Below are 12,960 nucleotides of genomic sequence, written 5' to 3' on the forward strand. Positions count from 1 at the left end.
TATGTTTGAAGGCTTGAAGACGCTGCATGCAGAGAAATGCGGCGGAGATATAACTGAACTTTTTGAAAATGACCCGCAACGGGCCAGCGGTTTCAGCGTGCGGTTCGAAACGCTGTTGTTCGATTATTCCAAGACGCGGATTACTGCAGAGGTGCGCGAAGGCCTGACCGCCTTGTGCGAGGATCGGGATGTTGCCGGACGGCGTGCGGCTATGTTCGATGGCGGACTGATCAACGAAACGGAACAGCGCGCGGTGCTGCATACCGCCCTTCGCGACCCGGACGGGCCAGAGCTGATGGTTGACGGAGAAGAAGTCCGTGCGTCCTTGCGGCATACGCTGGAGCGGATGGAGGATCTGGCGCGCCGGGTGCGCTCCGGTGCTCTGGCCGGGCCGGGCGGCACCTTCACCGATGTCGTGAATATCGGCATTGGCGGCTCCGATCTGGGGCCGGTGATGGCAACCTTGGCATTGGCGGCCTATCATGACGGCCCGCGCTGCCACTTCGTGTCCAACGTGGACGGAGCCCACATTCATGACATCCTGCAACGGCTTGATCCCAAGACAACTTTGGTGATTGTCGCTTCCAAGACCTTCACTACCGTGGAAACCATGACCAATGCTGCCACCGCCCGGCGCTGGGTCGAGGCCGGCGGCGGTGATCCGGCGCGCCAGTTTCTCGCTCTGTCTACGTCCGAGGAGGAAACGGCAGCCTTTGGCATCCCGCCGGAGCATGTGTTCGGCTTCGAGGATTGGGTCGGCGGGCGCTATTCGGTCTGGGGGCCGATCGGGCTGAGCCTGATGCTGGCCGTCGGGCCGGAGCATTTCCGGGCTTTCCTGGCGGGCGGCAAGTCGATGGACGATCACTTCCGCACGGCTCCCTGGGAGCAGAACATGCCGGTGATGCTGGCGCTGACCGGGATCTGGCACCATCAGGTCTGCGGCTATCCGACCCGCGCCGTGCTGCCCTATGATCAGCGGCTGCGGCGCCTGCCCGCGTACCTTCAGCAGCTGGAGATGGAGTCGAACGGCAAATCCGTTGCAATGGACGGCACGCCCTTGCCTTACAACTCCGGTCCGGTTGTCTGGGGGGAGCCCGGCACCAACGGCCAGCACGCTTTCTACCAGCTGCTGCATCAGGGCACCACGGTTGTGCCTGCCGAGTTTCTGGTGGCAGCCAAAGGGCATGAGCCGAAGCTGGAACAGCACCACCAGCTGCTGGTCGTGAACTGCCTGGCCCAATCCGAGGCGCTGATGCGCGGGCGCAGCCTGAATGAAGCCTGCGCGCTGATGAAGGCGGCAGGCTATGAAGGTGCGGAACTGGACCGGCAGGCGCGGCACCGGGTGTTCCCGGGCAACCGCCCTTCCACCACGCTGATCTACCCGCAGCTGACGCCCTATGTGCTGGGCCAGATCATCGCGCTGTACGAGCACCGGGTGTTTGTCGAGGGGGTGATCCTGGGCATCAACTCCTTTGACCAATGGGGCGTGGAACTGGGCAAGGAGCTGGCAAACTCCCTGCTTCCCCTGTTGCGCGGCGAGGGGCCTGCAGAGCGGAAGGACGGGTCAACCCGTGCCCTCCTCAAGTTTGTTCAGGATGCGCAGTAGGACGCAGTCAGGGCATCGTCACGCTGCTGGTTATGGTGTTCACGAACTTGCCGGACTCAGGGTCGGTCAGGGACGAAAACGTGCCGCCGCCCTGTGCTTCGGCCCATGGGCCGGTTCCGCCGCTCAGGGTCCAGCTTCCTGTCATCGCGCCTGATTGATCCATTCCTTCAGCCTCCCAATGCAACACGACCTTTTCCCCCGCGCTGTCGACAAAGGCACAGATGCCACCGCCCTCAACCTCGCCTGAGGCGACCTCGACCGCACCGAAACAGGGGCCTGCGGCACCATTCATAGGATGCTCCGCTTCCTCCATTTCGACGTTTTCATAGGAGCTGCTGATCTGCATCACCATATGGTTTTCGGAAATCTGATTGACCGAGCTGGTCGAAATGCCTGTTCCCTTGCCCGGCTGCTCCCAGGTTGTGCCGGCCATTCCGGTTCCAGCGCTGAATGCGCAAAGCACTGCTGCGGTCAAACATTGACGAGTCATACTGATACCCTCCCAACCATGCCGCCTGCACCTTGCAGGCGTGTGGTATCAGTCTAGCACAATTCGCACGGCGCCGCGCGGCAGGCAACTAGCGGGAGGGCGCGCACCGGTGCACCGCCTGGTGGAGCGCAAGTAAGTTCTTGAAATTCAGGGAATTCTGGAGCGGGTAGCGGGAATCGAACCCGCGCGTTCAGCTTGGGAAGCTGACAGGCTACCATTACATCATACCCGCCTGTGAAAAGCAGGATTATGCTGCAGCGCCAAGGAGGTCAAGGGCGCTGCAGCGGAATTTTCGGCCCTTAAGGCATCAGCCGCGGCGGCGGCGGCGGCGGCCTCCGCCAGCGCCTTCGCTGTCACCGCCGCCGGTGTTGAAGTTCACCTGCGGCAGGGTCACAACGGTTTCCAGGATCGGGAAGGGTTCAGCCGAGTTCGGGATCGCCGAGGCGTTCACGAAATGCTCCTGGAACCGGGGTTCCACGGCGGTTTCGATCTTCTCGATGTTTCGGACGGTTTCCTCGATCTCGCCGCGCGCTTCGGTATTCAGCAGCGCGATGCGGGCGCCAGTGCCGGCCGCGTTGCCGGCCGAAGTGACCTTCTCCAGCACGCAGTCGGGGATCATCCCCAGCACCATCGCGTGCTTGGCAGAGATGTGCGCGCCAAAGGCGCCTGCCAGAACGACCCGGTCCACCTTGTCGACACCGAACTTGTCCATCAGCAGGCGCGCGCCAGAGTACAGCGCCGCCTTGGCCATCTGGATCGCCCGGATGTCCGGGTTGGTGACGGTGATGGTCGGGCCGCCCTCGGCGGAGCCGTCCCACAGCATATAGGCATTGGTGCGGCCGTCCTGAATGCAGCGGGCCGAACCGGTCTGCTCAGCCGAGCCGATCAGACCAGAGGCATCCAGGACGCCCGCCAGGCGCATTTCGGCAATCGCCTCGATGATGCCGGAGCCGCAGATGCCGGTGATGCCGGTGGTGGCAATGGATTCGGCAAAACCTTGTTCGTCGGACCAGATTTCGGAACCGATGACACGGAATCGGGGCTCCTTGGTCTCCGGGTTGATCTCGACACGCTCGATGGCGCCGGGGGCGGCCCGCTGGCCGCTGGAGATCTGCGCACCCTCAAACGCTGGGCCGGTGGGGGAGGAGCAGGCTAAGACCTTTTCCTTGTTGCCCAGCAGGATCTCGGCATTGGTGCCGACGTCGACAACCAGCACCAGATCCTCGGATTTGTCGGGGGCTTCCGACAGCGCCACGGCGGCGGCGTCGGCGCCGACATGGCCCGCGATGCAGGGCAGCAGATAGACGCGGGCAGCGGGGTGGATGTTCAGATCCAGCTCAACCGCGCGCAGCGCCAGCGAATTGGAGGTTGCCAGCGCAAACGGTGCCTGGCCCAGCTCGAACGGGTCGATGCCGAGGAACAGGTGGTGCATCACTGGGTTGCAGACAAAGACCGCATCCACGATCAGCGCCTTGTCGATCTCCGCCTCTGCCGCGATCTGGGTGAACAGCGCGTTCATGCCCTCGCGCACCGCGCGGGTCATCTCCTGGTCGCCGCCCTTGTTCATCATCGAATAGGACACCCGGCTCATCAGGTCCTCGCCAAAGCGGATCTGCGGGTTCATGATGCCCGAGGAGGCGACGACTTCGCCAGTTTGCAAATCGCACAGATGCGCGGCGATGGTGGTGGAGCCGAGGTCAACCGCCAGTCCGTAGACCGAGCCTTCGTAATACCCGGGCCAGATGTGCATGATCTTGGGCGGGTGGTTGGCATCGCCCAGATGAACGGCAACGGTGACTTTCCAGCCGCCCTTGCGCAGCACTGGCTGCAGAACGTGCAGGATATGCAGGTCGGTCTTGACGCCCTTCAGCTCCCACTGGGTTTCCAGCGCCTCGATCAGCCGCTCCATATCGCCGGACGGCTTGTGCATGTCGGGCTCTTCCACCTCGACATAGAACAGCCGGGTGGAGGGGGTCATGATGATGTCGCGGGCCTCGGCACGCTTACGCACCACCTGGCGGTGCACTTGGCTCTCGGGCGGCACGTCTACCACGATGTCGCCCTGGATTGTTGCCTGACAACCCAGGCGGCGGCCGTCGATCAGCCCGCGCTTATCCTTGTAGCGCTGCTCGACCTTGTTCCACTCGCTGAGCGCGCCCTCCTGCACGGTGACACCGTGCTTGGGGAACTCACCGTAGGAGGGCGTGATCTGGCATTTCGAGCAGATCCCGCGGCCGCCGCAGACCGAGTCGAGATCGACCCCCAGCTGCCGGGCGGCGGTGAGGATCGGCGTGCCCACGGGGAAACGCCCGCGCTTGCCGGAGGGGGTAAACACAACGAGGGGTTCGTCAGTCATGCCTGTGGCCTTCTCATTCCGCAATTTAGGCGGAGCATATGGGCTTTTGCGGCAAGCGAAAGGCAATGCGCGGCATTTTCCCGTCTGCTGGCGCCATTTTTGCAGATTTGATGACTTTGGAATGCGGTTTTTTACGGCCCCGGGCTCAGGAGGCCTGCTGCCGCTCAACCTCTTTCAGCCACGCCAGAACCTGCGCCCGGCTGCCGTCCAGCTGCGGGGCAGGCGCGCGCGTTGCGGGATCGGGCAGGCCGCTCATCTTAATCGGATTGCCAGCTGACAAATGCGCGGGGCGCCCGTTTTCTCCCAGAACCTCCACGACCATATTGCGGGCCAGGATCTGCGGATCCTGAAGCACTTGATCGACGGTCTGGATCGGCCCGGTTGGAATGCCTGCCTCCGTCAGCAGAGCGATCCAGTGCTCCTTTGAACCGTCCAGTGTCACGGCCTCGATCAACCGTTTCAGAAGGCGGGCGTTTTCGCAGCGGGCGGGGTTGGTGGCAAAGCGCGGGTCGCCGGCAAGCGGCAATTGCAGCACATCGCAGAGCCGGGCAAACAGCGCGTCGTTGCCTGCGGCGATCACAAACAGCCCGTCCGATGCGTGAAAGGTCTCAAAAGGGGTGATCGAGGGATGACGCGCGCCGGAGGGCTGCGGCGCTTCACCCGTCACCGCAGTAATCGCGATGGCGTGTTCCAGCAGCGCCAGCTGGCTGTCCAGCATGGCGACGTCGACAAACTTTCCTTGCCCGGTTTTCTGAACGTCCAGAAGCGCCGCCAGGATGCCGTGGCCCAGGAACATGCCTGCCACGATGTCGCCGATCGAGGCACCGACCCGCACCGGCTCGCGGTTCTTCTCGCCGGTGATCGACATCACCCCGCCGCGCGCCTGGACCACCATGTCATAAGCCGGTTTCAGGGCATCCGGCCCGCTGTGGCCGAAACCGGAGACGGCGCCGTAGATCAGCCGTGGATATTGCGCGTGCAGCACGTCCCAGCCGTAGCCCAGCCGCTGCATCACCCCGGGGCGGTAGTTCTCCATCAGCACGTCTGCTTGCGCAAGCAGCCGTTCGAAAATGGCGCGGTCCTCCGGCGCCTTCAGATTCAGCGCAATGCTTTCCTTGCCGTGATTGATGGTGGCGAAATAGGCGCTCTCGCCGTCCTTGAACGGCGGGAAGGCGCGGGTGTCGTCGCCATCGCCGGGGCGCTCCACCTTGATCACCCTGGCACCAAGGTCCGACAGGATCATGGAGCAGTAGGGGCCGGCCAGCACATGGGTCAGGTCGAGAACGGTGATGTTTTCCAACGGTCCGGGCATGGTGAGTCCTGTTCGCGCTTCGATGGGGTAAAGTCCTAACTTACCTGTGAAACAGTTCCTTGATGCAAGTCAGGAAAAGCCGGGTTTTCTGCACCGCAGGAATTCTTGCCCTCTGCCTCTTTTCCCCCGGCCGGTTCTGTGCCATAGGGTCACCGCCAAACGGGGTTATGCATGGGGATGACAAATGCAGATTCGTGAGGCTCTCACCTTTGATGACGTTCTTTTGGTGCCGGGCGCGTCCAGCGTGCTGCCGAACACCGCCGATACCCGCACCCGGGTGACCCGGTCGGTGTCGCTTAACATCCCGCTGCTCAGCTCGGCGATGGACACCGTGACCGAGTCCCGCATGGCGATTGCCATGGCGCAGGCCGGCGGCATCGGGGTGATCCACAAGAACCTGAACGTCGAAGAACAGGCCCGCGAAGTGCGCCGGGTGAAACGCTTCGTCTCCGGCATCGTGTACAACCCCATCACCCTGACCGCAGAGCAGACGCTGGCCGACGCCAAGGCGCTGCAGGAGCGCTACCGGGTGACTGGTTTCCCGGTGGTGGACGGCTCCGGCCGCGTTGTCGGTATCGTCACCAACCGCGACATGCGCTTTGCCTCCGATGACAGCACCCCGGTGTCGGTCATGATGACCTCTGACAACCTTGCGATGCTGCAGGAGCCCGCCGATCTGGAAGAGGCCAAGTCGCTGATGAAGGCGCGCCGGATCGAAAAGCTGCTGGTCACCGACAAGAACGGCAAGCTGACCGGCCTTTTGACCCTCAAGGACACCGAGCAGGCGGTTCTGAACCCCACCGCCTGCAAGGATGAATTGGGCCGCCTGCGCGTGGCGGCTGCCAGCTCCGTTGGCGACAGCGGCTTTGCCCGCTCCGAGGCGCTGATCGACGCGGGCGTTGATATCGTCGTGGTCGACACGGCGCATGGTCATTCCGCCGGCGTGATCGAGGCGGTGAAGCGGGTCAAGGCGCTGTCCAGCAAGGTTCAGGTGATTGCCGGCAACGTGGCCACCGGCGAAGCCACCCGTGCCCTGATCGACGCGGGCGCGGATGCGGTCAAGGTCGGCATCGGCCCGGGCTCGATCTGCACCACCCGCATGGTGGCAGGCGTGGGCGTGCCGCAGCTGACCGCGATCATGGATTGCGCAAGCGCCGCAGGCGACACTCCGGTGATCGCCGATGGCGGCATCAAGTTCTCGGGTGACTTCGCCAAAGCCATTGCGGCCGGCGCCTCCTGCGCGATGGTCGGTTCGATGATCGCGGGCACTGATGAATCCCCGGGCGAAGTTATCCTGTACCAGGGCCGCTCGTACAAATCCTACCGCGGCATGGGCTCGATGGGCGCGATGGCGCGCGGCTCTGCCGACCGCTACTTCCAGAAGGATGCCGCCAGCGACAAGCTGGTGCCGGAAGGGATCGAGGGCCAGGTGCCGTACAAGGGCGGTGCATCCGCAGTGATCCACCAGCTGGTCGGCGGCCTGCGCGCAGCAATGGGCTACACCGGCTGCGCCACCGTCGATGAGATGCGCAAGAACTGCAACTTTGTCCGCATCACCGGCGCCGGGCTCAAGGAAAGCCACGTGCACGATGTGCAGATCACCCGCGAAGCGCCGAACTACCGGGTGGGATAAGCTGATGATGGCCGCGTGTGAAATTGGGGCAGGGGCATGACCCCCGCCGCCCGCCTGCAGGCGGCCATTGAAATCCTCGACCAGATATTGGACGGGGAACCGGCGGAAAAGGCGCTGACCTCCTGGGGACGCCGCAGCCGCTTTGCCGGCTCCAAGGACCGCGCCGCCGTGCGAGATCATGTGTTCGACGCGGTGCGCTGCCTGCGCTCGCACGCGGCTCTGGGCGGCGCCCGCAGCGGGCGGGGGCTGATCCTGGGTGCCTTGCGGGAAGCCGGGCAGGACCCGGACGAAGTCTTTACCGGTCAGGGCCATGCCCCCGCGCCGCTGAGCGAGGCGGAACGCCAGGTTCTGCCGCCGCCAGAAGGGGCCGAGGCGCTGGATATTCCCGATTGGCTGTGGCCCGAGTTCAGTGACAGTCTAGGACAGAATGCCGAAACCGCCGCGCAGGCCTTGCGCAGCCGCGCACCAGTGCATCTGCGGGTGAACGCGGGCCGGGGCACATTGCAGCAGGCACAGGACGCTCTGGCCGCCGAGGGGATAGCCACCCAGCCGCACCCCGCGGCTTCAACCGCGCTGGAAGTTACTGATGGTGCACGCAAGCTGCGCAATGCCAAGGCCTATCTGGACGGTCTTGTTGAGCTGCAGGACGCGGCCAGCCAGGCGGTGGTAGAACAGCTGCCGCTGCAAGATGGCATGTCCGTCCTCGATTATTGCGCCGGAGGCGGCGGCAAGAGTCTCGCGATGGCGGCCCGCGCCCGGATCCGCCTGCACGCCCATGACGCCGATCCCAAGCGGATGAAAGACCTGCCGGAGCGCGCCGCGCGGGCAGGCGCCCGAGTGACACTTCTTTCCCCCGCGAATGCCGACCAGTCGGGGCCCTTTGACCTTGTGCTGTGTGATGTGCCTTGTTCCGGCTCTGGATCCTGGCGGCGGGCACCGGAAGGGAAGTGGCGTCTGACCCGCGGCGCGCTGAATGCATTGCGGCAGACCCAGTCGGAAATATTGCGCAGAGCCGCGGTGCTGACAGCCCCTGGGGGCACTTTGGCCTATGCGACATGTTCCATGCTGCAGGGCGAGAACTCGGCGCAAGTTCAGAGCTTTATTCAAGAGTATCCGGAGTGGTCCCTGGCAGCGGAGCAGAGCTGGCAGGTCCAGGATGGCACCGATGGTTTCTATGTTGCCGTGTTGACGCGCGCAAAGGCCGGTTGATAGGGTCGCGGCCGGGAAACCTTCAGTTATCATTAACGTGGTTTTAACCTAAACCGCCGCGTTATGGCGTCACCAAGCACTGACCATGGAGCCGTAATGTCCGGTCGCCAAGAGACTTCCGTTCCGGAACTGCGCGTTTATGCGCCTGAACACGCCAGGCTGGCCGCGACGCTGCTGCTGGCCTTGATGCTGATGTTCGGACCCTGGCTGTTTCCGATGCCCGACTGGATGAGCCGCGGGTTCATCATGGTGGGGCTGACGCTGACGGCGGTGGCGGTGCTGATGGTGGCGCAGACCCGGATGCGGCTGAACGCGCGGGCAATGGCGGCGGAACTGCTGACCGGTTTCATCGAAAAAGATGCAACACCCAGCTTTGTCACCGACGATGACGGGGTAATCCATGCCTGCAACGGCGCCGCGGTAAAGCGGTTCCAGGACGCCAGCCGTGACACGCTGGCGGGCACTTTGCGCTCGATCCTGGCGAACCCCTCCGCTGTTCTGTACCGGCTGCAGTGCCGCGCTCGCGTCGATGGCGCCGCGCGCGAGGATATCGTGACCCGGCGCGGCCACGTGCGGCTGGCCGTGCACCAGATGAATGGCGGCAGCTTCCTGTGGCGGGTTGAGGATATTCTGGACCGCGGCGGAAATGGCCGCGGGGCAGAGTCGATGCCGGTACCGATGATCACCGTGGGCCGCACCGGTGCGGTTCTGTTCATGAACGAGGCCGCCCGCAGCCTGATTGGCGAAAGGGTGAAGTCCACTGATCGCCTGTTTACCGCGCTGCCGGTTTTGCCGGGGCGGATCAACACGCTCAGCACCAAGAACGGCCCTGTGCAGGTTCTGGTCAGGGAAAACAACCGCAACCAGGGCCGCAGCGAGCTGTTCCTGATGGAAGTGGACGAAAGCGGGCTCGACGCGGCGCAGGCCGGGCTGGAGGCCTTGCCGGTGCCCTTCCTCAAGGTTGCGCCCACCGGTGAGATCCTGACCACCAACCGGATGGCCCTGCGCCTGCTGGGCGTGGAAAGCTGCGCCAACCTGAAACTCGGTCAGCTGATGGAAGGTCTTGGCCGCCCGATGTCCGACTGGCTGCGCGACACCGCAGACGGGCTGGCCCCCAACAAATCCGAGTTCCTGCGCCTGTCGCGCTCGGACAAGGAGGTCTTTGTCCAGGTCACCCTGACCCGCGTGGTCGAGGAGGGCACCCCGGTGCTGATCGCGGTTCTGAACGACGCGACTGAACTGAAGACGCTGGAGGCGCAATTTGTGCAAAGCCAGAAGATGCAGGCGATCGGTCAGCTGGCGGGCGGGGTTGCGCATGACTTCAACAACCTGCTGACGGCGATTTCCGGCCATTGCGACCTGCTGCTGCTGCGGCACGATCAGGGCGATCAGGATTATGGCGATCTGATCCAGATCCATGAGAATGCCAACCGGGCGGCCTCGCTGGTCAGCCAGCTGCTGGCGTTCTCGCGCAAGCAGACGCTGCAGCCAGAGATCCTGGACGTGCGTGACACGCTGTCGGATCTGACCCACCTGCTCAACCGCCTGGTGGGCGAGAAGGTCACCCTGACTCTCAGCCACGACCCGGTGATGAAATCAATCCGCGCCGACAAGCGGCAGCTGGAGCAGGTGCTGATGAACCTGGTGGTGAACGCGCGCGATGCGATGCCGCAGGGCGGCGAAATCCGCGTCGAGACCGAAGTCCTCTCTCTGGACAAGCCGCTGGAGCGGGACCGGGCCACCGTGCCTGCCGGCGATTGGGTGACGGTGAAGGTCTCCGACGAAGGCGTCGGGATTGCGCCGGACAAGCTGCAGAAGGTGTTCGAACCTTTCTACACCACCAAGCGCACGGGCGAGGGCACCGGCCTGGGCCTGTCCACGGCCTATGGCATCATCAAACAGACCGGCGGCTATATCTTTGTCGACTCGGTCAAGGGTCACGGCACCCAGTTCACGCTGTTCTTCCCGGTCTTCAAGCAGCAGGCCGACGCGCTGGCCGCGGAGAAGACCGCCGAGGCTGAGGACAAGACCGCAGCCAATCAACATGGCGAGGGTGTGGTTCTGCTGGTCGAGGATGAGGCGCCTGTGCGGGCCTTTGCCTCCCGCGCGCTGCGGATGCGCGGCTACACAGTCCTGGAGGCGGAATCAGCCGAAGATGCGCTGCGCACTCTGGAAGATCCGGGCCTGACGGTGGATGTCTTTGTCACCGACGTGGTGATGCCCGGCATGGATGGCCCCAGCTGGGTGCGTGAAGCTCTGAAGGAACGGCCGGATACCCGTGTGGTCTTTGTGTCCGGCTACGCCGAAGGCGCCTTTGGCGAGGCGGATCCGGAGGTGCCGAACTCGGTGTTCCTGCCCAAGCCTTTCTCGCTGAACCAGCTGACCGAGACGGTGCACGCCCAGTTGCATTGACGCCTGAAGAACTGCGCAAGGAAAAAGCCGCCGGACCCGGCGGCTTTTCTGTGTCAGCGGACCGGGATCGACTCGTAAAGCTCGAACTCCGCCGCCCGTTTGCGCCGCAGGCGGGCCTTGGCCTCCGGGCTCAGCGGCAGGTCCGCCGCCGGGCTCACGTTCTTGCGCTCCAAGAGCAGTTCCGTGTCCAGGCGCTGTTCCAGAAACGTTTTCAGCGCATCCTGGTCCTCGTAGCGGAACAGATGGCTGACCTTGCAGCCGTTCGGTTGCGCTTCCAGGAACTTTGCCTGGCTGCCGACATTGGCAAAGGCGGGCGGCTTGCCCTTGCAATAGCCATGCAGGAAGTCTTCGAAACTGACATCCTTGGTCGAGTTCGGCTTGCCGTCCAGCGCGGGCCGCTGCCGGTAGCGGTACCAGCTGCCGAGCCAGCTGACTGGCTCCCGCATCACCGCTGCAATCTCCAGTTCGGCGCCGCAGACCTTTTCGAACATCGGCCGGATCCACCGGTTGTAGCGGTAGAGCGGTGCGTGCTTCAGCTCCGGCGGGTCGGAGATCACCAGGTCCGCCCGGTTGCGCAATGCGGCCTGAAACGCGGTGGTGCCGGTCTTGGGAACGGACAGAAGCGCCAGCCGTTCCTTGAAAAATATCATCATTCCGTTAACTGCCCGGTAAAAATTCTTGCGCGGCCTTAACCATAAACCACTCTTTAACATCCCGCCCTTGATCTGGGTACATCAGTTTTACCTTGCAATGTTCCCTGTTTGATCTCATAAGGAACAAGAGGTGAACAAAGCAGTGATTGCCGCACGCCCCGGTGTGTGACAGATAGAAAGGGACAAGGGACTATGGCGGATCTTTTGACCATGAAAAATAAAGTAAGCGGTGACAAGCAAAAGGCGCTGGACAGCGCGCTTGCCCAGATTGAGCGGCAGTTCGGCAAGGGCTCCATCATGAAGCTCGGCGATGGCAATGCCATGCAGGAGATCGAGGCGAGCTCCACCGGCTCTCTGGGCCTGGACATCGCGCTGGGGATCGGCGGCCTGCCGATGGGACGGATCATTGAAATCTACGGCCCGGAAAGCTCGGGCAAGACCACGCTGACCCTGCATTGCATTGCAGAACAGCAGAAAAAGGGCGGCGTCTGCGCCTTTGTCGACGCGGAGCACGCGCTGGACCCGCAGTATGCGGCCAAGCTGGGTGTCGATCTGGATGAACTGCTGATCTCGCAGCCCGACACCGGCGAACAGGCGCTGGAAATCACCGACACGCTGGTGCGCTCTGGCGCGGTCAACATGGTGATCGTCGACTCGGTGGCGGCGCTGACGCCCAAGTCCGAACTCGAGGGCGACATGGGTGACAGCAGCGTCGGCGTGCAGGCCCGTCTGATGAGCCAGGCAATGCGCAAGCTGACCGGCTCCATCAGCCGCTCCAAGTGCATGGTGATCTTCATCAACCAGATCCGCATGAAGATCGGCGTGATGTTCGGCAGCCCCGAAACCACCACCGGCGGCAACGCGCTGAAATTCTATTCCTCCGTCCGCCTGGACATCCGCCGTATCGGCTCGATCAAGGACCGGGACGAGGTGGTCGGCAACTCCACCCGGGTCAAGGTCGTCAAGAACAAGGTGGCGCCGCCGTTCAAGCAGGTGGAATTCGACATCATGTATGGCGAAGGCATCTCCAAGATGGGTGAGCTTCTGGATCTGGGCGTGGCGGCCGGTGTCGTCAACAAGTCCGGCGCCTGGTTCTCCTACGGGGATGAGCGGATCGGGCAGGGGCGCGAGAACGCCAAGGTCTTCCTTCGGGAAAACCCCTCCATCGCCTATGACATTGAGGACAAGATCCGCGCCGCGCACGGGCTGGAATTCGAACGCCCGGACCTGGATGATGCGGACGATATCCTTGAGGCTTAAACGCCGGATAATCTGATCAAATCACAAGA

9 protein-coding genes and 1 tRNA gene are annotated in these 12,960 nt (G+C 63.5%); 5 read left to right on the forward strand and 5 right to left on the reverse strand.

What is annotated here, in order from left to right; translation table 11 throughout:
• The first annotated feature begins 1 nt into the window (after position 1).
• Positions 2 to 1,606 carry a glucose-6-phosphate isomerase gene (gene pgi / locus ACFMBG_RS13155; protein WP_421055151.1) on the forward strand — a complete coding sequence of 535 codons (1,605 nt, stop codon included), beginning with the start codon at positions 2 to 4 and terminating at the stop codon, positions 1,604 to 1,606.
• Between the two features lie 7 nt (positions 1,607 to 1,613).
• On the opposite strand, the gene ACFMBG_RS13160 is transcribed toward pgi, so the two are convergent.
• From ACFMBG_RS13160 to ACFMBG_RS13175, 4 genes are all read right to left on the reverse strand, one after another.
• Positions 1,614 to 2,039: a hypothetical protein gene (locus ACFMBG_RS13160; RefSeq protein WP_421055152.1), complete on the reverse strand. Its 426-nt coding sequence runs from the start codon at positions 2,037 to 2,039 to the stop codon at positions 1,614 to 1,616.
• A gap of 215 nt (positions 2,040 to 2,254) precedes the next feature.
• Positions 2,255 to 2,328: transfer RNA gene (locus tag ACFMBG_RS13165), tRNA-Gly, on the reverse strand.
• 75 nt (positions 2,329 to 2,403) lie between these two features.
• The gene (locus ACFMBG_RS13170) at positions 2,404 to 4,452 is read right to left on the reverse strand and encodes an ASKHA domain-containing protein (protein WP_421055153.1); all 2,049 of its coding nucleotides are present in this window, start codon (positions 4,450 to 4,452) and stop codon (positions 2,404 to 2,406) included.
• A gap of 145 nt (positions 4,453 to 4,597) precedes the next feature.
• Complete coding sequence (locus tag ACFMBG_RS13175; protein WP_421055154.1) at positions 4,598 to 5,764, reverse strand: CaiB/BaiF CoA transferase family protein; 1,167 nt, start codon at positions 5,762 to 5,764, stop codon at positions 4,598 to 4,600.
• Positions 5,765 to 5,948: 184 nt separating this feature from the next.
• Here ACFMBG_RS13175 and guaB point away from each other — a divergent pair, with 184 nt between their 5' ends.
• The 3 genes from guaB to ACFMBG_RS13190 all read left to right on the forward strand — a co-directional run bounded on the left by guaB (position 5,949) and on the right by ACFMBG_RS13190 (position 11,018).
• Positions 5,949 to 7,397: an IMP dehydrogenase gene (gene guaB / locus ACFMBG_RS13180; RefSeq protein ID WP_421055155.1), complete on the forward strand. Its 1,449-nt coding sequence runs from the start codon at positions 5,949 to 5,951 to the stop codon at positions 7,395 to 7,397.
• A 36-nt stretch (positions 7,398 to 7,433) separates the two neighbouring features.
• Positions 7,434 to 8,606 carry an RsmB/NOP family class I SAM-dependent RNA methyltransferase gene (locus ACFMBG_RS13185; RefSeq protein ID WP_421055156.1) on the forward strand — a complete coding sequence of 391 codons (1,173 nt, stop codon included), beginning with the start codon at positions 7,434 to 7,436 and terminating at the stop codon, positions 8,604 to 8,606.
• Between the two features lie 96 nt (positions 8,607 to 8,702).
• The gene (locus ACFMBG_RS13190; RefSeq protein ID WP_421055157.1) at positions 8,703 to 11,018 is read left to right on the forward strand and encodes a hybrid sensor histidine kinase/response regulator; all 2,316 of its coding nucleotides are present in this window, start codon (positions 8,703 to 8,705) and stop codon (positions 11,016 to 11,018) included.
• A gap of 53 nt (positions 11,019 to 11,071) precedes the next feature.
• Here the strand turns inward: ACFMBG_RS13190 and ACFMBG_RS13195 are convergent, their stop codons facing one another.
• On the reverse strand, positions 11,072 to 11,671 hold the full coding sequence (locus tag ACFMBG_RS13195) for a gamma-glutamyl kinase (RefSeq protein ID WP_421055158.1): 600 nt from the start codon (positions 11,669 to 11,671) through the stop codon (positions 11,072 to 11,074).
• 192 nt (positions 11,672 to 11,863) lie between these two features.
• Between ACFMBG_RS13195 and recA the strand changes: the two genes are divergently transcribed.
• The gene (gene recA / locus ACFMBG_RS13200) at positions 11,864 to 12,931 is read left to right on the forward strand and encodes a recombinase RecA (RefSeq protein WP_421055159.1); all 1,068 of its coding nucleotides are present in this window, start codon (positions 11,864 to 11,866) and stop codon (positions 12,929 to 12,931) included.
• Positions 12,932 to 12,960 lie beyond the last annotated feature (29 nt).

The organism is Leisingera coralii, from assembly GCF_049056525.1.
Lineage (GTDB): Bacteria > Pseudomonadota > Alphaproteobacteria > Rhodobacterales > Rhodobacteraceae > Leisingera > Leisingera coralii.